The sequence below is a fragment of the Halobacteriovorax sp. GB3 genome (assembly GCF_028649655.1).
In the GTDB taxonomy this organism is placed as follows: Bacteria; Bdellovibrionota; Bacteriovoracia; order Bacteriovoracales; family Bacteriovoracaceae; genus BSW11-IV.
In genome coordinates, this window is the sequence record NZ_JAQSLN010000003.1 from 1028918 (window position 1) to 1050972 (window position 22055).

Sequence of the window (22055 nt, forward strand, 5' to 3'; positions counted from 1 at the left end):
AATCTCCTAACGTAGGAGAATATTTTAGCATTGAAATTATTTAATGAAAACGCCTATTCAAAAGGCATAAAGTGATAGTCAGAACCTTGAAAGAATGACTTATTTTTTAATACAAATTCTTTAGCTTCAGAAACACTATCAAATACTCCAACGCTAACTCTGTAATAAACACCGCGTCCTGGGATGTCGACGTCATAGATAATTGGATCATAACCTCTAACAGTGACTGTACGCGCAAACTCTTCTGTTTTTAGCTTTGATTTATCGGCCATCAACTGAATCGTGTACTTCCCACTCCATTCACTCTTTTTAACATACTCTTTTTCGACAACATCTTCTTTCGCTGCTTCTGCCTTTGGAGCAGAAGCGACTGTTTCCATTTTCTCATCAGCTGTCTTCATTGAAGTTGGTTCGTTGAAAGATTGATCTTCCATTTTAAACTCTTCTTCAATTTTCTTTTTGATCTGTTCTCTGTATTTGTCTGTTTCTTCAGTTTTCGGTTGAGCTTTTTCTTCAACCATTTTCTCGACAAGTTCTTCATCTTGCGATTTAAACTCAATTGGTTTCTCAACCTTTTTCATTTCTTGCATCATTTGTGAGTTAATTCCGCTATCATTCATAGCGAACTCGCCTCCTACCTTTACTCCCAATAGAAACGAGACAAATGATGTAACGATCATAATGAAAAAGATCGTGAACACTTCTTTTTTTGCAAATACATATACTTTCGTTTTATCTTCCATAAGTCCATTTTAGTGGGCCTTAAAAAAACTGCAATTTATCTAATTACAGGAAGTTATTACCTACTAGGTTAATCTCCACACTAAAAGGGTCAACTTTCATGCTTCAAAAATGATTAACTTCCCCATATCGCAGCACTTCTCTTCATTTATGAATTGGCCACACTTTTGCTTTAGAACACACCTGTGACTTTCACGACTGGGAGAAAATATGAAAAGGAAAATTTTAAAAGACCAAAAAGGACAAGGCGTTCTCGAATACATCATCATCTCAAGCCTTGTTGGAATCTTCTGTTTAGCCGCCATTGGAAAGTATGGAGAAGTTTTAAAGAAGAGAGTGAACAATATGACGAATAAAGTTTCTCAAAGAGTCAGACTGTAATGATTCAGTTTTTCTTTTCTACAACTATGTTTTTAAGTTCATTTCTACTCATGCTCAAGCTTGTCATTTTTATGAATCACAAAAGTGATGAGCAATATAGAGACTGGAAGGTTTATGCAAAAAAGCAAGTCACTCTACTTGATCACAAAAAGTAATTCCAACCAATCAGGCCAAATAGCTCCGCTTTTGGCCTTATTCCTTACTCTCTTTTTTGCGGTCATCATACATTTCATTTATTCAAATTTCAGAAACCATGAATCAATGAATCAGCAAATGAAAGCTCTTTTATGCTTCAAGAAGTCCTATATAAGCTCATCTTCTCTTTTGAAGAGTATGGCCAATTATAACAAAGTTATTGCGGCAAGCTTTATTTCAAAGAATACACCTGGACCTTGGGTTCAAGCGGCTACAGCGACCTATGAAGCGACGAAAAAGGCACAACAACTCCACTACTCTTTTTCATTAATGAAATTTCTCTCTTTAAAGTCCACTTGTAGCTATCTCAATATCGCTCAAATAGTTAAAAGCTTTCCCTACAAAGGCCAAACTTCTGGCCTTCTCTTAATAAGAAACTTCAATGGAACAGCTAAAATAACGAGGAAAAAATGGGAAATAAAAAAGCATATTCTTCCAATCAATGGCAAAAACCCAGAGATCATAAAACTAAATGCAATTTTTCACCTCAAGAACAACTATACATCGCCAAAAACAAAGCTCGTCTGGAAAGAGGTTTCTCTACCATCGAAATTGCCATTACCCTTACGATCCTACTAGCTCTCTTGGCCCTTACTTATAACTACTTTAACTTCTCTCAAGCAGAATTAGTAAACAAACAAAAGGACTTCAAAAGTGAATGGACAAAAATTAAATGAAAGCATTCTCTTTCCAAAAGAGATTGAATCGAAAGTGAAGAAAAAACTCATTTACAAATTTAGCGCCGCTTTAATTCTTTCGAATATACTCGTGCTTCTGTTAAGTACACCCTCATCTCAAATATCGGATGAAAAAAAGATTGAGTTGGCCGAATCGAGCCTAAGACTTAAGCTAGAGCTCCTTGTCCCTTTGAACTTAGATAACACTACTGAAGTATCACTCTATGATCAACGCAATCATCTCCTCGCTAAGAAAGCTTATATAATTAAAAGAATGGCACAAAAGGAAATTCTTCTCGATGAAAGGGAGGAGCTATTCGAGGTTTCGGTCTTCGACAGAGATCTTAAAAAAATACTCTCAACGAAGAATATAAAAATTAAAGCGACACCCCCTAACTACATTCCTAAAAAGCTAACTGTTAACACCTTCAAGCGAGGACCTTATGAAATTACATTTTAAATTTGTTGCACTCTTTCTCTTATTCTTTCTGAATTTCTCTTCTAATGCTCAAGAAGTTCTACTAACTATTGCAAATAACGAGTCACCACAGATTCAACAAACTCTAGAAAAAATTATGGCAACGCACATGCCAAAGAAAAGCTATCGCGTGACAAAGGAGTATTCAAACTGCAATGAAGCAGCAACGCAAACCAAAGTCTTCCACCTCTGTCTTGAAAAAGGAAATATCTTTGTCCTAAACAACCTGGAAGAGATTCGAGTGAAGTATTCACTCTTCTGGAAAGAAGGAGTCTTTGCACATGAATAAGCTAAAACGAAAAAAGGGCCTTGAAAAACAAGGCCCCTTTAGAAATATGAACAATTACTTTAAAAATTATTCTTTGTCTGGGTGGATTGCAAACTTAGGTGTTGTACCTTTATTTCTGTTTGCTGCTTTTCTTTTAGCACCCATTTTCTTTTTTCTAGCACTTCTCTTATTTCTTGTAATTCTAGTAAGTGAAACCATCTTTATGCTCCTATATCTACAATCTAAAACTTTAACTTCAATATTAAGATGTAAGGTCATATTTCTACCGATTTTTGGGCCATCTGTCAAAGCCTTCCTACAATTTACACTACTTTATGGTCTTTTTTCCACGGCAACATATGCAAGTACTGAAAATTCCATTACAAGCTATAAAAAAATAATATTGAGCACAGGCGAACATAGGCAACTCAAGCTCTCTAAAATCAATAAATACACCTTATCTAACAAGGATGTTCTCACGTTCAACCCAAATTCAGCGCTCATTAAAGGCAAGAAAAAGGGCTATAGCGAGCTCATTGTCTGGTATAAAAATCATAAATCAACATTTCAGGTCTATGTTTACTCTAAGACTAAATCATTAGAACTAAGCAATCATATAAGAGCGCTTGAAAAAATTGGATTAAAAGCAGAGTTCTTTGGAGATAAGATACTCGTTAAGGGAGTGATTGAAGAGCTCGAGCAGCTTCGACTTTTAAAAAGCTTGCTTAGAAAAAAGAGACTTATATTCTTAAGTGACGTTCGCTTAGAAAGAGAATTAGCAAAGAGTCTTATTGCTGATGTTTACACTCACTTTTTTCAAAACTACGGGCCAGAAGTTCACTGCGACATTCTTGGAATAGACGTCGATTGTTACTACTTGGAATCTTATAGTCTCAATAAGAAAACAAAGACCGTATTAGAACAGAGATTTGCTATTAATCTTCTAAAAAAGAGAAATCTTCCAAAGAACTATCAACTCAAACTAAAGTTACTTCAAATTCAAACGACAAATTCTAATGAAAGAAATTTCGGTTTATCACAACTTAACTTCCCCCTTAAAGATATCTTTTATGGAAATGATAAAGCGATTGTTGAAAATAATCGCTTTATCCTTGAAAAGAAAGACATCAAAATTAAAACACTGGCAACACCACAGACTCTTATTCGACTAGGAAAAAAAGCAAAACTCCAACTAGGAAGTGAAATCCCTTACACTACTCATAATTTACAGCAATCAAATACTCAGTGGAATTTTGCCGGATTAAAACTGAAAATCGGATTAGATAAAGAACAAGGAAAATTTTCTTTAAAAGTAGAGAGTGAATTAACAACACCGGGTAAAACAGGAGATATCCTTGGAAACAAGCAGGAAAGTCACTTCTTTATCAATTTAAAAGAGCCACTTATTATCTTTGATGTCGGTATGGAAATACAAGGCGAAAAGAAAACAGGTATTCCTATTCTATCCTCAATCCCTCTAATCGGAATTCCTTTTAGAGGGAAAGCTAAAGAAAAAGTTTATAAAAAAATTATCGCAATCGCACAGATTGAGCAGGTAAAGTAATGAATCAAATAGAAATTAAAATCGAAAAAACGTTCAAAGATGACTTTTATCAATTAGCTCAAAAACAGCAGTTTGAAACATTTGATAACTTAATGACTAGATTAGAAATGAAAACGGGCCTTAAAAAAAATACGATTTCAAATATTAGTGATCTCAAAAAATGGTTTGATAACATTCTCTCTCTGAAAGAAGTTGAAACCATACTTGAGAGAAATGATTTTGAAGAGTTCATCATTCACTCTCCTCAAAAAGCGAGCTTATCTTTGCAAGGAAACAAACAAGAGTGTCCTCTTAATGGATTTGATGATAAAGACCTTCAAACTGCACTAGAATACCTGGCCCATAAAAATGGGCAATTTTGGAATTATACAAACCCATTCGTTAGTTTCAAATGTTCAATTTCCAAAATTGACTTACGTTGTACACTTATTCACAAGTCAACTTGCCCCAGTGGTCATTCTAAGGCCTTCTTTAGAAGACAGTCATCAATGATTCATCCCTTGGATTCTTTTTGTGAAAATAATTCGAAAGAGATTATGTGTGAGCTCATTAAGAATAAAAGAAATATTATTATTTCAGGTTCAACAGGCTCTGGAAAAACATCATTTATTAAGTCACTTCTTTATGAATCAAGTGAACCGGATGAGCATATTATTATCTTAGAAGATACTGATGAAATTGAAAGAAAGACAGAGACATGGACAAAATTACTTTCAGTAAACCAAAAAGGAAAGACCTTAAAGGACTTTTGCCATTATGCTCTAAGAATGAGTCCAGACAGAATGGTTCTTGGGGAAATTAGATCAAGTGAAGTTATCCCGTTTGTGTTATCGATGAACAATGGCCATAAAGGTCTACTCTCCACCGTTCACGCTAATAGTGCAAATGACACACTCTCTAGGCTCTCACTCCTTTTTAGTCTCTATAATGACTCATCAGGTAGTATTGATCATCAAACGATAAATCAATTAATGGCACAAAGTATTGACTATGTTGTTCATCTAAAAAACAAAAAGGTACACGAGATATCAAAAGTTATTTCATGGCATGGACAGCGACCTACATTTGAACATCTCTATAAAAAGGCGATTAGCAATACTCTAGAAGATAATCATGGCAAATCTTCAAGGCCCTTTCAAATTGGTTTTTAGGAACAAGAAGTGAAACCTTCTTTTGAGTTTGCTCGAATGTTTCAAGAGAAATACCTGATTCTTTGAGCAGATCGTAAGGGTTGAAGTTTTCATTCAAAAGAGAGTTTCCAATAAATGAAATCTTCATATAATTTCTATTTTCGATGACTTTCTCATCAAAGGCGAGACCAACAATTTTTCGTCCCTCTCCCACTGAACCACTTATTCGAGTCCCCGTACAATCAGGTTCATATGTAGACTTCACATAAACATCGATAGACGATCTCATGGCCGGTTCTAATGTTTTAGGAAAGAGAACCTTCGCACCGGCCATGGCCATAGCAGAAGCTTCTTCATAACTCATCTCGCTAATAAACTGAGCATCTTCAATCAGTCTAGGATCACAAGTTGCAATACCAGGAACATCGGTCCAAATATAAACGCGATTTGCCCCAATAGCCTCTGCAAAGAGAACCGCTGAAAAGTCGGAGCCTTCTCGACCAAGTGTCGTTGTCTCTCCCTTTTGGCTTTGGCCAATAAAGCCTTGTGTGATGTAGAAACTTTTAAATGAATCATCTGATAGAATTTCTTGGTAGGCAGCTTCTTTAATATCATTAACAAGCGGTAGAGCTTTTTTGAAGTCTCCATTTGTTATGATAACTTTTCGTGCATCAATAAACTTTACATCTCGATCTTTTAAAAGCTCTTTTGCATAAAAATAGACTAAATGACTAGATAGCCTCTCCCCAAATGAATAGAGAGCGTCCATATTATGATCGTAGAGATAAGATTTCGAGGCGATCTGCTCACCTAGTTTTAAAATCTCTTTTTCAAGACCCAGGAAAACCATTTCCATAGACTCATTAATATTCAGCTGAACCGCGATCTCTTTATGACGATCGAGAATCGATTTTAAATATATTTTAGAGGCCTCAAAATTTGAAAGAAAGAAATCAGCGAGTTTTTCAAGTTGGTTTGTCGTATCGTATGTGGCCGAGACGACCATCATCTTGGCCCCTTCAGTGTCTTGAATGATCTGCAGACAACGCTCAATTGCTTGTGCGTCTCTGACAGAGCTTCCACCAAATTTACATACGATACGATTTGCCAATTCTTAATCTCTTGTTAATTTCTTATATTGGTGTCTCTTAGGATTAACAGCGGCATCACCTAGGCGACGTCTCTTGTCCTCTTCGTAATCAGAGAATGATCCTTCAAACCAGACGACTTCACCCTCTCCTTCGAATGCGAGAATATGAGTTGCAACACGGTCGAGGAAGAAACGGTCGTGGGAGATGATAACGGCACATCCGGCATAATCAACAACAGCTTTTTCCAAGGCCTGTAGTGTATTTACATCGAGGTCGTTTGTTGGCTCATCCAGAAGCAGAACGTTTCCACCTTCTTTGAGAACTTTTGCAAGGTGAACTCTGTTTCTCTCACCACCAGATAGTTCGCTAACAAGTTTTTTCTGATCTTCTCCAGAGAAGTTAAATCTTGCGATATAGGCCCTAGAGTTTAATTGGAAGCCATCCATATCAATGAATTCTAAATTATCTGAAATTGTTTCATAGATTGTTTTCGTTGGATCAAGATCACGCCCCTGATCAACGTAGGCAAGCTTTACTGTTTCACCAAGCTCTAATGTTCCAGATGTTGGTTTTTCATCACCTGCAATCATTTTGAAAAGAGTTGTCTTACCTGCACCGTTGGCACCGATAATCCCAACAATTCCCCCTGCAGGTAGCTTGAAATTGAGGTTTTCATATAGAAGCTTATCATCGAAGGCCTTAGAAACACCTTGGGCCTCGATAACTTTATTCCCAAGTCTTGGACCTGGTGGAATGAAAAGCTCATTCGTTTCATTTCTTTTTTCACGAGAGTCTTTAGCTCTTTCTTCATAGTTTTTAATACGTGCCTTAGACTTAGCTTGACGGGCCTTAGGATTTGAGCGGATCCACTCAAGTTCCTCTTTAAGGGCCTTTTGTTTTTTCGACTCACTTTTTTCTTCCTGTGCAAGTCTCGTTGCTTTTTGCTCTAGCCAACCAGTATAGTTACCTTCAAAAGGAATACCTTTTCCACGGTCAAGTTCAAGGATCCAACCAGCAACGTTATCAAGGAAATAACGGTCGTGGGTTACAGCAATAACTGTCCCTTTATATTTTTGCAGGTGTCTTTCCAGCCACCATACAGTTTCAGCATCAAGGTGGTTAGTAGGCTCATCTAAAAGAAGAATATCTGGCTCACTCAGAAGAAGACGACATAGGGCCACCCTTCTTTTCTCCCCTCCAGAAAGTACTCCACATTTTTGATCAGAAGCAGGACAACGAAGAGCATCCATAGCGAGATCGAGTCTTGAATCGAGATCCCATGCATTTGTAGCATCTAGTTTATCCTGAAGCTTTGCTTGCTTATCAAGAAGAGCATTCATTTCATCATCGCTCATTGGCTCAGAGAATTTCATCGAGATGTCTTCAAATTCTTTAAGGGCATCAACGATCTCTTGGCACCCTTCTTCAACGATTTCTCTTACTGTTTTTTCAGGATCTAGTTTCGGCTCTTGCTCGAGGTAACCAATAGTATAGTTTTTGGCCATATGAGTTTCACCAAGGTGATTGTCATCAAGGCCTGCCATAATTTTTAAAAGAGTCGACTTACCTGCTCCGTTTAAACCGAGAACACCGATCTTCGCTCCATAGAAATAAGAAAGGCTAATATCTTTTAAAACGTGCTTGTTCTTATATACTTTTCCAACACGGTTCATTGAATAAATGATTTGCTTGTCGTTTGTCTGACTCATGGTCTTTTTTCCTCTGGTTCCAAATATCTTTAAATACTAGAGGATAAAGTATTATAGAGACTGCTAGTTTTCAACATGAAAGCATTCAGATCATTGCGTCAAACCAGAAAAAAAACTAAGAACCATAACCAAGTAAGGAGCAAGCGCGAATATTGCCAAAAAGATAAACTTTATCCCTTTTATTTTCTTAGAAAATTTTATGGTTTCATTAAGGTGTACGTCCCACAAGTCTTCGATCAACTCTTTCATCGCTTGATCAATATCTAGGCCATGGTCTTTCCATTTGGAAACGAGATCGATGAGTCGATGGCGCAAATACTCTAAAGCGCTATCTTTTGTAGGTGTCATTAAAATGAGTTTTATTTTAGAGCTTCCAAGTGTTAGCTCTACATCCAGGCCACAACGAACGTAGAGATAGAAAAGATGTACTCTCTCTAGCCACATAGAAAAGAGTTCTTCCTTCCTAAAAAAGAGCCAAAAAAAGAGAATACAGTAGAAGAGCATTCCAATGGACTGAAAAAGGAAAATTCCAAAAGCTGGAATACTGAGATGTTCCGGTAGAATTCGCGTTGCAACATAAGCAAATGACTGAATGAGAAAGATAGACAGAAGCACTTGAACAAGTCCCGAATAAAGCTCACCCTGCGCTTTAAGTTTCGCTTTTTTCTCCTTCTTTAGACTTACTTTTAAATAACGCAAGCTCTCTGTGATATCGGCGCCAAAACTGGTGGCCGCCAAAATAAGGGACTCATATAAATTAGTATAAAAACTATACCTAATAGTCTGCTCTCGGACCCTTATGCTGCCCATTTGCCACTGAAATTGTGCCTGCGTTAAATGCTTTTCAAAGACAGTGCTCATCTTTTTGAAAAGTAGAAAGTCTATTAATTTCGATGAGATAGAAATCTCTTTCAATATAATAAACCCAATAAAAATCACAGATGGTACTAACAAAACAAAACTCATCCACCCCTCCCTTTCACTTTCTCTAGGCAAAAGTTAGGCCAATGGATTCTTGACGAAGTGAGCAAATTTGAGGATTATGGGCCACTATGGATATCAGAGACAACGCATCGCAACAAATCAATCGATTACTAGATAATTTTCTTTTAAAAGAAGATCCTAAGGCCTACCGAGAACTTCTCGAATCAAGGCTAGAGGAACTGAAAGTTCTCTGTGATGAAATCAATCCCTACATTCCCCTAAGCCAAGAGCATAAAGAGAAGCTGAGCGCGCTCAATATCGTCTCGCTCGATGATCCTTTTGCTTTAACAAATCAACTTCTGGTTTTAACCGAAGATACACTCGAAGAATTAGAGAAAATTAAACAACAGGACAAATAATGAAAGGAAAGAAAATCCTTCCAGAAATACTACAAAGGCCTTATCCAAGAGTCCCACTTCACCCTATGACGATCAAGTACATGAAGAAAGGACATCCATGGGTTACTCTCGATAAATTCTCAGCTCAATTTCCTTCAAAAAGAACCTTCTTAGTCGGGACAAACGGAAAGAGCGTTGAGAATTCTATTTTAATTCACGATCCAGAACATAAGACCGTCAAGGCACGTGTTTGGTCACAAAAGGAACCTTTTGTAGAAGGTGTAAAACACTTCCCACAAGATCTCAATGAAAGAGTTAAAGATGCTTTCTTAAAGAGAGAACAATTAAAAATAGAAAGGGAAAGAGACAACTTCTATCTGATTTTTGGTGAATCTGATTATATTCCAGGTGTTCACGTTCAAAAGTTTAAGCAGACAATTCTCGTTCAATATTATGCGAACTATTGGGAAAAGCTTCAGAATTTCTTACTGAGATCAATTGAGCTCGCATTAAAAGAATTCTACCCAGGGGAAAAGTTCTCTTTAGTTATTCAGCAGAGAAATTCAGATAAAAAGGCCAATTCTAAAAAGGCCAAGTTTAGTGAAATCAACTGCGCTCCTATTAAAACTGAAGTCATTCAAGAATATGGTGTTCGTTACCAAATCTATTTTGATCAAAGCTATGACTTTGGGATCTATACAGATATGGCGGCCATTAGAAAAAGAGTTGCTCCTTACTTAAAAGGAAAGAATAAACTTCTTAATCTTTACTCATACACTGGAGCTTACTCTCTCTTTGCCCTCTCTCAAGGTGTAGGGAAAACGGTTAGTGTCGATCTTTCTGGTAAGTATCTTTCTTGGCTCGATAAAAATATTGAACTCAATGAAGATTTTAAAAATAGAAATACAAATATTGAATCATCAACTGAAGATGCACTTTCAAAATTTAAGCAATCAGATGAAAAATTTGATTTTATCGTCTGTGATCCCCCTAGTGCTTCAAGCGATGGTAAAAAAGTAACAAAGGCCTTCAATGCCTATAGCTCACTTCTCCCAAAGCTCGTAGATATTACAGAAAAAGATGGAAACATTCTTATCTTTTTAAACACGCATAGTATTACATGGAAGAAGTTTGAAACAAAGATTCAAGAGATTTTGAAAACAAGATTAAAAAATAAAAAAGTTACGATTGAGAAAAAGTTTAATCTTATCGATGACTGCCCACGCTTAAGTGGTTTTATTGAAGGCGATTATTTAAAAGGCCTTCTTTTAAAGGTTCATTAAGGAGAACATTGAATGAGTACATATTCAGCTCTTTTAATTCCCGTCATTCTTGGAACTGTCGGAATTTTACAAGCAGGTTTAAATAGAACAATGTCTAATGAAGTTGGACTTACCCATGCAGCACTTCTTGGGAATGCCATTACATTGATTTGTAGCTGCCTTCTTCTTTTTTATATCAAAATAAACTCAGACAAACTTCCAAGTATGTTTGAATTAAAAGCAAGTATCTCTGCTTTTAAATGGTGGTATATCATTCCTGGTATTTTCGGTTTCATGTTCGTTATTGGACTGCCTTGGGGAATTTATAAAATCGGCGCAGTAAAAGTAACTGTAGGACTCATTGCTGCTCAGATGATAGCGGGTGTTCTTTGGGATATATTTGTAGAAAAAATTCCAGTTAATACTATGAAAGTTATGGGAATGCTAAGTGCAGGGCTTTCCGTTGTCTTCATTACTTTTTCTAAGTAATAAAATTAATTATTAAAATATTCGTTGATTAGCTCAAAACAATTAGATCTTGCATTTTTTTGTTTTTGAGCTAACTCGACAAATCTTCTCATGATAGAAGTTCCAATTTCGTCAGGCATCAGCTCCGGGTGAAATTGTATTGTCATCCCTAGATTATTTCTAAATTCTAGCGCCTCGACAATAGGCCAATTATCATAACTAACTCCACTTATACGATAGAAGTCATCATTTTCAAGAACATCGACCTCTTGGTGATGAAGAGAGTTTACTTTAATTTCTTTTTTATCAAATAGGCGAGAAAGTTCTGAGTTCTCTTTTATTTCTATAAGGTGCTCGCCTTTTAAATGGATGTGATCAGCATTTTTTTCGATTTGAATATCTTGAGTAAGTTTTTTTCCATTGGCCACTGCACACATCTGATGACCACGACATATGCCAAAACTCATTCCGCGCTTTGCTTGAATAAAGCTTCTGACAAACTTCAATTCACTAAGATCTCTTTTTCGAACGAGGCCCTTTGAAAAAGTATTATTCTCGCCATAAAGATAAGGATCAATATCGGCTCCACCTAACACAAGTGTTGCATCAAATTGTTCGATAATTTTTCTTCGATACTCTTTTGCACTAGCTCCATTCAAATGAACATCATGAACGACAGGGAGCGTATAAACCTCTGCCCCATAATCACTGAGAATGTTATCAACATTAACGATTCGTCTTCCGATAGGATTATTGAAAAGTTCGCGTATTTCATTGATTACGACGATAAAGCGTGGCTTCCAATTTCTCCTCTCTAAAGTTTCGATCTGTCCTTTTTCAAATTGAATTTCACCATCGACTTTGTATTGAGATAAATCTCTTTGTTGGCGTAGAGTTTTTAAATGAGGACTCTTATTTAGTGCGTTTAAATAATTTGATACGGCATCATTATAACTTTGCCCATCTTCTCTATAGAGAATAATTTTAGGGCCATCAGAAAATTGCTTCCAAACAAAGAGTTCAGATGCACTCGCACTGAGAGTGAAAATAAATATAAGAAAGAGAGAATAAAATTTCATCATAGTACTATAAGCAAGTTTAATGCCATGTGATTTTGCCTAATCACTGGTTCAATGAGACTTCGAATGTTTATTTCATTGAGGGGTGTTTAAAAACTAAACACTTTTTCTCACAACTCACTGTCACAGATTGTTGACAGCTTTATAACGAGTTTCTAAAAGTCCAAGTTTCTAAATACCTATTTTTTCTCATCTTTAAAGAGTAATTCCAAGTTCATGTCAAAATAACTAAGTAAATCACTCAGAAATACCGAATATAAAAGAGAAGTAAGGATGAGTTTATGATTTTTAAGATTTTGCGACAGTTTCCCATTACATCGGTGGTGCTCTCCGCAACTCTTGTCCTGCCTTTTTTAATTAGACCTAAACTTCCTGAAGTTTCTGAAAACGATATTTACATTGAAGAAAATCAAGAGCGAGTGATCGCTGCCGAAGAAAATGAAAAATACTGGGAAGGCCCAAATAACTCGAGAAGGCCAAGCTCACTAGAACAAGCATCTAGTGAAAAGAACACCCCTCAAAGAAACTCTCGCTCTAACAGAGAAAACCAATCCCAATATAACGATAACATCGATAATGATGGAACAAATAAAACGACTTATATTCCAAGAAATACATATCGCTCTTCTAGCAGCACGAACTCATCATCAAGTTCTCCTTCATCTTCCAATAATTACAACAGCTCTAATAACGAGGTTCCTAGTAGCTCAAATTCAAACTCTTCCAGTGCCATTGAAAATGCAAACTCAAACGCAAAAGAGAATGCTAATGAAACAGCTGTTGCAACGGGTGGTTCAAAAGATTCGAACGAGGCTTCTGATTCTGATATTGACGATGAAGTTAGTGACTCTAATTCGAGCTCAACTTCTGATTCAAATGCAAACCTAGCTCCTTCAATTAGTATTAATAAAGCTTCAGGTGTCTATGCGATAGGACCTAATATTATTATATCAGGAACAAATACATCAGAGATTCGCTATTGCTTAAGTGAAAACGCTGCTTGTTGCGATCCACAAAATGGAAACGAGTACAGTGAATCCATCAAGCTTTCTAATCAATCGAGTTACTGTCTTCAGGCCGTTGGTTACAATTCAACGGGTGGACAAACAGAGATCTTAAAATATGAATACACTGTTGATTCAACTGTTCCAGATGTTCAAGTGACAGGAACAATACAAATGCAAACAACTGAAGCGATGAATACGAAACTCTCTTCACTAGACTTTGGAAAGAGTTCACACTCTCTTAGTTTTTACCGTGCTCCCGCTTCAACAAATGACTGTGAAGATGTCATCGACAATGCACAAGATCTTGGTATTCATCTGGATATGTCGCAAATGGCCGGTGTCTATTCTCTCGATGTTCTTAGAAACTCTCTTCAATATGGAGATAATTTCATCTCGTCTGTTGCTAAGAACTCTACTCCTCTTGATGGACCTCTAATCTCTTGCCCAACGACAAATATTATCTTAAAAGACTTCGATTATTTTCAACCATCATCAAGCTCAAGTGGTCAGGTGTCAGTTTCAAATGGAATCATGGAATTTCAAGGACACTTCAATAGCTTTGGTCACTTTGGAAACGGTACTTCAGGAGAAGGTATCAATAACCAGGCGGGACAACAATTAGAAGTAGGCCTTCTCAACATTCTCAACTAGCCCAAAATTAGTGGCTATTCTAAAAGTTAACTCAATAGATAATAATTTTAATATTTATGTGATTTAAATCACTTAGTGAATAATTAATAAATACTCTTAACTATCCGATAAAATAGTAGTTGTTGATTTTATTTAAAAATCATAACAACCTAAGTAACCGGAGTTACAGGATTGTTTAAGAAGTTTTTATTTCTATTCACCTTCTCTCTTTTAAGCTTCTCTAATTTTGCAGAAGAAATTTCATATTCTGGACGATTGGTAGAGCCAACAACGGGAACTCCACTAACGGGACCAGTTTCTCTTTCAATTAAAATCTATACAGAATTTCCAGCTTCAACATTTAACCTTCGCTGTTCTCAAAATTCACCAAGTACTAATTTATCAAATGGTGTTTTCAATATTCAGATTAGCTACTCTTCTCGATGTGATTCAAATACTAAAGACCTCTCAACGATCATCGAAGAGGCCACAAGTAATAATCAGAAGCTTTATATTGAAGTTGAAGATACAACGAATTCCAAAGTATACGAAAAGCAACTTATCAACTTTGCGCCAATGGCCCTCTATGCAAAGAAAGCCTCTAGCGTCGCACTTGCTGATAAAAGTTTAGATGTTGTTAAGCTCACATCTTCTTGTGGAAATGGACAAGTTTTGAAATCAGATGGTGCAGGAGGTTTTAGTTGTGCCAATGATGAAACAGGTCTAAGCTCGGCCATTACAAATGTTTCTAGTGGAGAGGCAACGAATGTTACGATTACATCGAATGATGCAACAATTGATGTCCTCTACGACAACACGACAATAGGTCTCAATTCAAATCAACTTGAAGTTAAAGACGCGGCCATTACAAATGCCAAGCTTGCAGACAATTCCATTTCATCAGCTAAAATTCAAGATAATAGTGTTACTACGAGTAAGATACCAAGTAATGCCATTGCAACAGCTCATATACAAAATGGAGCCATTACTGATGTCAAAATTACAAGTATCTCTTCTTCAAAATTATCTGGAACTATACCTGATGCCAATCTTCCGGCCATTACATCGACACATATTCAGGATGGAACAATTACTGGAGCAGATATAGCGAGTGCAACAATTGACTTGAATCAACTTGATCCTACGAGCTGTAGTACAGATCAAATTGTTAAGTACGATCTCATTCTCAATCAGTTTATTTGTGCTGATGCTTCCAGTCTTTCAACAAATGCTTGGACTGAAAATTCGGGAGATATTTATCGCACAACAGGAAAAGTTGGAATTGGAACAAGTTCACCAACAAAGGCCCTGCATGTCGTAGCAAGTGATACTGAACAAATTCATGTTGAAAATACTTCGGCCGATGGTTCTGCTCAAATTGCCTTCATTAACGATGCCGACTCTTGGCAAATGGGAGTGCGAGGAGATGTGAGCGATAGCTTTATTTTAAGAGAAACAGGAGCAGGAGATCGCCTAACAATTCTTGCTGGTGGAAATATTGGTATTGGAACAAACACTCCTACTGAGAAACTAGAGGTTAATGGAAAAGTAAAAGGTAGTGAATTATGTATTGGAACGGTTTGTCGCTCAAGCTGGCCTAGTGATACTTCGGGGACAGTGACGAATATAGCAGGGGCAGCAAATGGAGCCATTGATGTTTCTAATGGTACAACAAGTGCAGAAGTTGCAACGCGTGTTGATGGACTTACCTTAGAAGTTAATGGGTCAAATAATTTACAAGTAAAAGATAGTGGAATATCAAATGCCAAAATTGCAACAGGAATTGATGCTTCAAAAGTTACGACAGGCTCTCTTCCCGACTCTGTTCTAAGTACGAATGTTTCAAAGCTAGGATCGACAATCGAATCAGCAGAAATTACTGATGGAACAATTGCGGATTCAGATATTAGCGCAACAGCATCTATTGCTTGGACTAAAGTTGATAAAACGGGAGCAGCTGCAGGTGATATTGGTGCCGTAGCAGATACGACAACTGTCACGGCAGGAACTGGATTAACAGGAGGAGGATCACTTTCAAGTGATATTACTCTCAATGCTGATCTAGCTGCGATTAACTATTGGACGAAGGCGTCTACAGCACTAGGATACACTGCAGGAAATATTGGAATTGGAACAAGCGCTCCTACAAAAGATCTCCATATTCAAAGAACCGGTGCTTCAAACGATGCTGTTGGTATAAATATTGAAAACACGGCAACGAATGGCGGGAATTACTATCTTCTTTCAACATCAGACGGTCACTCTCTTGGAGCAGGAAGTTTTTCAATTTATGATGGAGCAGTAACAAAGTCTCGATTTACCGTGAGATCAAATGGGCATATTGGTGTTGGAACAAATTCTCCAATGTCTCTTCTCTCTCTGGCAGGGAGTGATGACAAAGACAACGGTCCTATTTTAACTCTCTCAGGCTCATCAATTAATCAAACAGAAGGTGGAAGAATTCGCTTCACAGAAGGAAATGGAACATACCAAGGATCATTTATTCACTATGATGCCTCTTCAACGAATCTTCTTCATATCGGTGTTCATGAGACAAATGACTCAATTGCTACTAGTGATTCAAACGTAATTACGATTCGAAGAAATAATGGAAATGTTGGTATTAAAAATGAAGCACCTACAACAGCTCTTGATGTATCAGGAACAGTAAAGGCCACGTCATTTTCTGGTGATGGGTCCGCACTAACAAATGTCAGTTCCTCAAACTCTTCTAATACGACAGATGTCGTTTTAAGTGCCGATAGTGATAGTAATAGTTCTGGTTCAATACTTCTTCAAACAAGTGGATCAACCAAAGCGACATTAACAAACACGGGAAGTCTAGGACTTGGGTTAACTTCCCCTGCAAGTAAATTTCATATCAAACAAAGTAGTGATGCTGCTCACGAAGGATTTCGCATTACAAACAACGCAAACACAGCTAGCTTTGGAATCTATGTTGATGCTTCCGATAATACTCACCTTGGAGCTCCGACAGGGAGTCCTGATGCGATTGTTTTAGATAATGACAACGGTAATATTGGTTTTGGAACATCAGCTCCAGTCGTTGATTTACACATAAAAGAAACAACAAATAGCCAGGCAACTCTTCGTCTCGAATCAAATAGAGATGCTTCTGGAGCATCCACTGCTGTCATAGACTTTATGGCCCCGCTCTCTCCTGCTCCAGTCGATGCAAAGAACTTTCAATTGATGAACGTCAATGGAGCCTCAGGGAACCGTTTAACTGTTGGATCAAATTCAGATGCCATGAACTCATTCTCCCCACTTTTTAATATCCTTCATAGTGGATATGTCGGTATTGGAACAACGGCACCAAAAGAGAAGTTTCAAGTAAACGGTTCTTCACTATTTAATACTTCCACAAATACAAATCCTCTAAAAGTTACGAGATTGGATAGTAACTCAAATGAATATCTCTCTGTGGGTATTGGTGATACAACAACAGATTTTCATTATTATAATGACGAGGCCTTTGGTCAGATACGATTTAGCGTAACCAATTCAGATACTGAATCCAATGCAGGAGCAAATGCCAACTCAATCACGGCGTTTACAATTAGAGGTGCTTCAGAAGGTGCAAGCATTGGAGTTGGGACAGGCACTCCAGCTGGAACGGCACATTTTACAAGAGGCGCCGGAGTAAATGGAGATGCTATCGTTGTCATTGAGTCGGATACTGACAATAATACATCTTATGAAAACTCAAATCCAATACTAAGACTTCTCCAAGATTCTGGAATTTCGGGTGTAGATATTGCCATGAATGGTAATGACACAAGTGTTTATGATGGTGCCATTTCAAATGCTTTCTACATTCAACATATTCAAGAGGACACAGGAACATTTCAATTCGTCAACAAACTTTCAACTGAAACAAATCCAAGTGCAAAAGTAACCATTACAAATACGGGTCGTGTTGGTATTGGAACAACAACACCGAGTGAACAACTAGAAGTTGCCAATAACGTTAAAGCGACTTCTTATTTAACAACATCTGATAGAAGACTTAAAAAAGAAATTTATACGATAGATTCTGCTCTTGAAAAAATATTACAACTTCGTGGAGTCTCATTTGTATGGAAAAGAAACGATCTGAAAACTTATGGTTTCATTGCTCAAGAAGTTGAAGAGATATTCCCAGAGCTTGTTGTTACAGATAAAATCACAGGACTCAAGGCGGTTAAATACGCAAACCTTGTAGCTCCTCTAGTTGAATCAGTAAAAGAGTTAAATATAAATCAAATTGAAAATGAAAGAAGAATAGCAAGTTTAGAAGAAGAGAATACCATTCTTAAAAAGAAAATAGAGAATCAGTCACTTTTAATTTCAACTATGATCGAGAGACTAGAAAGACTAGAAAAATTAAAAAAGGATCAGTAATTGATTAACTCAATCATCATCCTACTTACTCTTTTTATCTCTTCAAATGTGTTCTCAATGAACTCTAAGACTGAGGGCTATGAAATTCAAGCAAACTCTATTCGCTATATCGATACACCCAGTGGTTACTTTCTTATCACTAATACTTCGAACAATAATATTTATATTCCAACTCAAACTACGAGTTCCTGGAATAGCTTTCAAGCATCCCCTCCAAGTGGAATTAGTGTGCAAGCGCAAAGCGCACTGAAAGACTGTCATGCCTATTATCAAGCAGGTCTTCGAGCAGATGGCATTTATCAAATCGATCCCGACGGCCCTGGCCAACAAGCGGCCTTTAATGCAAGTTGTGATTTTAGAAGTGATGGTGGATGGACTCTTCTTTTTAGACAGACGCGCCCCACTCTTTTTACAATCAATGATGCCTATTACAAAAATGTATCAAGTCCGACTTCTAGTGATTATTCTATTTTAAATAAGCTTGAACTCTTTAGAGATCAAGGACATTTTACCTTCAGCCTAGTTCTCGATGGAATTAGTGGTAATCAAATTTGGGCCCAATCCTCAAACCCAACCTTAGATCAGGCAGTTAGTGGATATTTCCCAATAGATATCACCTATTCCGGTCAATACTGGGGTGGTCTCGAGAGAAACTGTGCCATTAACTGTACGAGTTCATTCATGGATGGAAGTGTAAATCATTCAAACTGGTTCTATGCAATAGCTAGCTTTGTTGATTATTCTTCGGGTGTTATTCCTGGTGTTCACGATGGAACAACTGATACAAATACAACAAAGAGCGAATTATGGATAAGGCCCTACTACCCAAAATCATGCTCACAAATTAAAGCCCATTCATCATCTAACTCTGGTCTCTATCTTATCGATCATGATGGTCCAGGTGGAGATGCCCCCTACGATGCTTACTGCGATATGAGTACAAATGGTGGAGGCTGGACACTTTTCTATGCCAATAGTGCTGATGCCGCTCTACCTGTTAAACAGTCCTTTGATTGGTATGTGAGCAATACACCTGGAATTGATTTTACAAGCTATGATCACAGCAATATCAATCTAACAGGAATGCTCAATATAGATAACTTTCCAGAGGCCACAGAGATGATGGCCAAAGACCTAGCAAATTGGAGTGCTAATGAATTTAGTGCACTCTCTTTTGAAAGTCATTCCACTTTGAATTCTCTTATCCAAGGAAATCTTGTACCAGGGACAGAGACATGTACAGATCTCCCCAATTCAGAACAATTTATCTTCCGAAATAGCCAAGGACTCTCTTATAAGTTTAATCAGCTAAGAAGTTCTGGTTCAAATATTGGCTGGGGAAATTGTATTGGAACAAGTCTTGATCAAACTTCTACATCTGATGTAGAAAATTATCCACGCGATTGGATTTATAATCGAGTTTCTAATACTGATACTTCAAGAGTTAGAGGTGTGGGTGGTTTTAATGGAGGTCTCTCTAGTGTAAAGGCAAGATATTATATTAGAGGAAAATCCCTTGCAAAAAGTTGTGAAGATTTAAAATCAATCTCGCCAGAATTAGCAGATGGGAAATATAAAGTTTATCCAGATGGAAAAAATGAAATAGAAGTTTACTGTGACTTTTCAAATTCACTTAAAGTTGGACTTCTCTCTCATCTTCTTTTTGAAGAGAATACAAATTTTCCAGGACAACTCGTCGATAACGGTCCATACCGAATCAATGCCACAATCTCAGGAGCAAGCTTTTCAACGGGTCCCTTTGGTTTAGAAAATAAAGCTCTCTTTTTTGAAGCCTCAACAACTTATGACAAAGTCTATTCCCTTTCTAATTACAAAGACAAACAAACATTCACGTTGGCCATTTGGATAAAGCCAAACTCGTTAAATGGATTTAGAACAGTTATTGGTTCAGGCTACGGAAATAATATCGATGCAGGGATTATTTTAAATAATAACAATATTTGCTTCCATGAATATAGTACTGGTGCTGTTGATACAAATCGTTGTACAACAACTGATCCTATCGTTGTAGATCAATGGCAACATGTGGCCGTCACGTATGACAATGGGGCCATTAGTATATATCACAATGGTGTCTTAGCATACTCTACAACTTATTCTATCACCAATTATAATCGAAACCTCTTTATTGGCGGAACTTCCAGTAATGCCTATAGTGGTGGACGTTTTTTTAGTGGCGATCTCTCACGATCATTTGTTTTTGAAAGGGCACTTTCTGCTAGTGAGATTGTAAAACTAAAAGATGTTGAACGTTTTTCAATTCCCTATGTTGCTAGTTGTGATGTGTTAGCAAGACAAGGAGTTACTAAAAATGATTTTTATACGATCTGGCCTCTTTGGGATAGCTCTTCAGTTCCTATGAGAGTCTATTGTAAATTTGATGAAACTTACGATTCAGGAAGAGGTTTAGCAAGAATTGTTCATCAAGATACTTCAGGAGGCTACTTCACCAATGCCACTGATGCTCTTAATAAAAATGAACTTTGGCCAGAAGCTAAACTCTATTCAATCCTAGATAAGCTTCCACTATTTAACCAATACGGTCCTTATCATTTACAGATCCGATGGCCAGATAATGGCAAAAGAAATATTTGGACACAAACGAGCCTACCAACAGATGACGTTGATGTAGCTGGCTACAATGGACTCTATCTCGATGCAACGAGCAATGACTGGGGAGGACTTGAGCTTGGAAATGGATCTCACGGGCCAGGAAATGGAGCAAGCTCTCTTTTAGATGGCGCCGTCAATACAGGAGGCTGGTACTTTGCTGTGGCATCCTATGCTGCCTGGGGAACGGGAACAATTGGAATTCCGGCCAGTTCAGATACGCATGGAACAGGTAACGGGGCACCTATAGTAGAGCTCTATACGAGAGTTTCTAAGAACTTTACAAGTTGTAAAGAGATCCTCGATTTTGGATATTCTAAGGGAGATGGTTACTACATCATTAAACCAGATGGTCCCTCTAGTTCGAATTCAACTCTTACCTACTGTGATATGACAACTGATGGAGGAGGTTGGACACTTCTAGCCAGAACTCACCCAGCTGAATCGAGTGAATACGTCTGTACGGTTGGCGCTGGTGCCTATACTAATCAAACGGATTGTACGACCAATAGTGGTCAATGGATTCCCGACCGGGCCCTCTATAACTATGGTTGGTATTCTTCAACGGGAACTGTTCTTGATACGACAGCGCCCTATTCTCTTGGAGTCATGAATACAGAAATTTCTTTTAGTGAACTTATGATTGGTCAGCAAACGGCAACAACCAATGTTCCAGGATATCATATTATTAAGAGAACGATTTCTAAAAAGAATGTCAGTGATTATCAAACCACTCTTCTTAGTGATGTTCCAGGATCATGGATTCAAAGGCCCTCATGGTCCTATTCCACTGTTCCTTTAATGCAAAGGCATATGGGGTTTACAAATTCAACGGAGGGTTATTTCACTAGAGATTGCTGTAGTCCTAATAAGCTCTATGCCATTAATTGGTCAGGACTTAGAACAACTTATTGTGGAGAGGCCAATGATAGATCAGGCCCATATTGTAGTGGAACTACGATTGGCGATGACTCTAATCAAGTACTCATGTTTGTCCGATGATCTTTATAGATAAGCC

The 22055-nt window shown here is 37.4% G+C and carries 19 protein-coding genes; 13 read left to right on the plus strand and 6 right to left on the minus strand.

Going from position 1 to position 22055, the window contains the following annotated elements; all coding sequences use genetic code 11:
* Positions 1-53: 53 nt before the first annotated feature.
* The gene (locus HBN50_RS11365; protein WP_273870085.1) at positions 54-743 is read right to left on the minus strand and encodes an SPOR domain-containing protein; all 690 of its coding nucleotides are present in this window, start codon (positions 741-743) and stop codon (positions 54-56) included.
* Between the two features lie 208 nt (positions 744-951).
* On the opposite strand from HBN50_RS11365, the gene HBN50_RS11370 reads away from it, so the two are divergent.
* From HBN50_RS11370 to HBN50_RS11390, 5 genes are all read left to right on the plus strand, one after another.
* Positions 952-1122 (plus strand): Flp family type IVb pilin, encoded by a 171-nt coding sequence (locus HBN50_RS11370; protein WP_273870086.1) that lies wholly within the window; start codon positions 952-954, stop codon positions 1120-1122.
* A complete protein-coding gene (locus HBN50_RS11375) occupies positions 1122-1277 on the plus strand; it encodes a hypothetical protein (RefSeq protein WP_273870088.1) in 156 nt (51 codons plus the stop codon). Before HBN50_RS11370 ends, HBN50_RS11375 begins: the two co-directional genes overlap by 1 nt.
* A gap of 118 nt (positions 1278-1395) precedes the next feature.
* Positions 1396-1896, plus strand: coding sequence for a hypothetical protein (locus HBN50_RS11380; protein ID WP_273870089.1), 501 nt, complete (start codon positions 1396-1398; stop codon positions 1894-1896).
* 75 nt (positions 1897-1971) lie between these two features.
* On the plus strand, positions 1972-2454 hold the full coding sequence (locus HBN50_RS11385; RefSeq protein ID WP_273870091.1) for a hypothetical protein: 483 nt from the start codon (positions 1972-1974) through the stop codon (positions 2452-2454).
* On the plus strand, positions 2438-2761 hold the full coding sequence (locus HBN50_RS11390; RefSeq protein WP_273870092.1) for a hypothetical protein: 324 nt from the start codon (positions 2438-2440) through the stop codon (positions 2759-2761). Before HBN50_RS11385 ends, HBN50_RS11390 begins: the two co-directional genes overlap by 17 nt.
* A 66-nt stretch (positions 2762-2827) precedes the next feature.
* Here HBN50_RS11390 and HBN50_RS11395 read toward each other — a convergent pair whose 3' ends face one another.
* Entirely contained in the window at positions 2828-2959 is a 132-nt protein-coding gene (locus tag HBN50_RS11395; RefSeq protein ID WP_273870094.1) for a hypothetical protein, read from the minus strand.
* A 184-nt stretch (positions 2960-3143) separates the two neighbouring features.
* Here HBN50_RS11395 and HBN50_RS11400 point away from each other — a divergent pair, with 184 nt between their 5' ends.
* On the plus strand, positions 3144-4304 hold the full coding sequence (locus tag HBN50_RS11400; protein WP_273870095.1) for a hypothetical protein: 1161 nt from the start codon (positions 3144-3146) through the stop codon (positions 4302-4304).
* Positions 4304-5455 (plus strand): CpaF/VirB11 family protein, encoded by a 1152-nt coding sequence (locus HBN50_RS11405; protein ID WP_273870097.1) that lies wholly within the window; start codon positions 4304-4306, stop codon positions 5453-5455. Before HBN50_RS11400 ends, HBN50_RS11405 begins: the two co-directional genes overlap by 1 nt.
* Here the strand turns inward: HBN50_RS11405 and HBN50_RS11410 are convergent.
* The 3 genes from HBN50_RS11410 to HBN50_RS11420 form a co-directional block, all read right to left on the minus strand.
* Positions 5394-6545 (minus strand): aspartate kinase, encoded by a 1152-nt coding sequence (locus HBN50_RS11410; protein WP_273870098.1) that lies wholly within the window; start codon positions 6543-6545, stop codon positions 5394-5396. The genes HBN50_RS11405 and HBN50_RS11410 overlap by 62 nt on opposite strands.
* Before the next feature lie 3 nt (positions 6546-6548).
* Positions 6549-8234 (minus strand): energy-dependent translational throttle protein EttA, encoded by a 1686-nt coding sequence (gene ettA, locus HBN50_RS11415; RefSeq protein WP_273870100.1) that lies wholly within the window; start codon positions 8232-8234, stop codon positions 6549-6551.
* A 90-nt stretch (positions 8235-8324) separates the two neighbouring features.
* A complete protein-coding gene (locus HBN50_RS11420) occupies positions 8325-9200 on the minus strand; it encodes a hypothetical protein (protein WP_273870101.1) in 876 nt (291 codons plus the stop codon).
* 86 nt (positions 9201-9286) lie between these two features.
* Between HBN50_RS11420 and HBN50_RS11425 the strand changes: the two genes are divergently transcribed.
* The 3 genes from HBN50_RS11425 to HBN50_RS11435 are packed head-to-tail and all read left to right on the plus strand — an operon-like array spanning position 9287 to position 11307.
* The gene (locus tag HBN50_RS11425; protein WP_273870103.1) at positions 9287-9577 is read left to right on the plus strand and encodes a hypothetical protein; all 291 of its coding nucleotides are present in this window, start codon (positions 9287-9289) and stop codon (positions 9575-9577) included.
* Positions 9577-10839: a class I SAM-dependent rRNA methyltransferase gene (locus HBN50_RS11430; RefSeq protein WP_273870104.1), complete on the plus strand. Its 1263-nt coding sequence runs from the start codon at positions 9577-9579 to the stop codon at positions 10837-10839. Before HBN50_RS11425 ends, HBN50_RS11430 begins: the two co-directional genes overlap by 1 nt.
* 12 nt (positions 10840-10851) lie before the next feature.
* Entirely contained in the window at positions 10852-11307 is a 456-nt protein-coding gene (locus tag HBN50_RS11435) for a DMT family transporter (RefSeq protein ID WP_273870105.1), read from the plus strand.
* 5 nt (positions 11308-11312) lie between these two features.
* Here the strand turns inward: HBN50_RS11435 and HBN50_RS11440 are convergent, their stop codons facing one another.
* A complete protein-coding gene (locus tag HBN50_RS11440; protein ID WP_273870108.1) occupies positions 11313-12368 on the minus strand; it encodes a gamma-glutamyl-gamma-aminobutyrate hydrolase family protein in 1056 nt (351 codons plus the stop codon).
* A 278-nt stretch (positions 12369-12646) separates the two neighbouring features.
* On the opposite strand from HBN50_RS11440, the gene HBN50_RS11445 reads away from it, so the two are divergent.
* From HBN50_RS11445 to HBN50_RS11455, 3 genes are all read left to right on the plus strand, one after another.
* Positions 12647-14023 carry a hypothetical protein gene (locus HBN50_RS11445; RefSeq protein WP_273870110.1) on the plus strand — a complete coding sequence of 459 codons (1377 nt, stop codon included), beginning with the start codon at positions 12647-12649 and terminating at the stop codon, positions 14021-14023.
* 171 nt (positions 14024-14194) lie between these two features.
* Positions 14195-18406 carry a tail fiber domain-containing protein gene (locus HBN50_RS11450; protein WP_273870112.1) on the plus strand — a complete coding sequence of 1404 codons (4212 nt, stop codon included), beginning with the start codon at positions 14195-14197 and terminating at the stop codon, positions 18404-18406.
* On the plus strand, positions 18407-22039 hold the full coding sequence (locus HBN50_RS11455; RefSeq protein WP_273870114.1) for a fibrinogen-like YCDxxxxGGGW domain-containing protein: 3633 nt from the start codon (positions 18407-18409) through the stop codon (positions 22037-22039).
* Positions 22040-22055 lie beyond the last annotated feature (16 nt).

Coding starts and splice junctions, on each gene's coding strand:
- HBN50_RS11365 (WP_273870085.1), bottom strand. CDS start 743: ATGGAAGATAAAACGAAAGTATATGTATTTGCAAAAAAAGAAGTGTTC.
- HBN50_RS11370 (WP_273870086.1), top strand. CDS start 952: ATGAAAAGGAAAATTTTAAAAGACCAAAAAGGACAAGGCGTTCTCGAA.
- HBN50_RS11375 (WP_273870088.1), top strand. CDS start 1,122: ATGATTCAGTTTTTCTTTTCTACAACTATGTTTTTAAGTTCATTTCTA.
- HBN50_RS11380 (WP_273870089.1), top strand. CDS start 1,396: ATGAAAGCTCTTTTATGCTTCAAGAAGTCCTATATAAGCTCATCTTCT.
- HBN50_RS11390 (WP_273870092.1), top strand. CDS start 2,438: ATGAAATTACATTTTAAATTTGTTGCACTCTTTCTCTTATTCTTTCTG.
- HBN50_RS11395 (WP_273870094.1), bottom strand. CDS start 2,959: ATGGTTTCACTTACTAGAATTACAAGAAATAAGAGAAGTGCTAGAAAA.
- HBN50_RS11405 (WP_273870097.1), top strand. CDS start 4,304: ATGAATCAAATAGAAATTAAAATCGAAAAAACGTTCAAAGATGACTTT.
- ettA (WP_273870100.1), bottom strand. CDS start 8,234: ATGAGTCAGACAAACGACAAGCAAATCATTTATTCAATGAACCGTGTT.
- HBN50_RS11420 (WP_273870101.1), bottom strand. CDS start 9,200: ATGAGTTTTGTTTTGTTAGTACCATCTGTGATTTTTATTGGGTTTATT.
- HBN50_RS11425 (WP_273870103.1), top strand. CDS start 9,287: ATGGATATCAGAGACAACGCATCGCAACAAATCAATCGATTACTAGAT.
- HBN50_RS11430 (WP_273870104.1), top strand. CDS start 9,577: ATGAAAGGAAAGAAAATCCTTCCAGAAATACTACAAAGGCCTTATCCA.
- HBN50_RS11435 (WP_273870105.1), top strand. CDS start 10,852: ATGAGTACATATTCAGCTCTTTTAATTCCCGTCATTCTTGGAACTGTC.
- HBN50_RS11440 (WP_273870108.1), bottom strand. CDS start 12,368: ATGATGAAATTTTATTCTCTCTTTCTTATATTTATTTTCACTCTCAGT.
- HBN50_RS11445 (WP_273870110.1), top strand. CDS start 12,647: ATGATTTTTAAGATTTTGCGACAGTTTCCCATTACATCGGTGGTGCTC.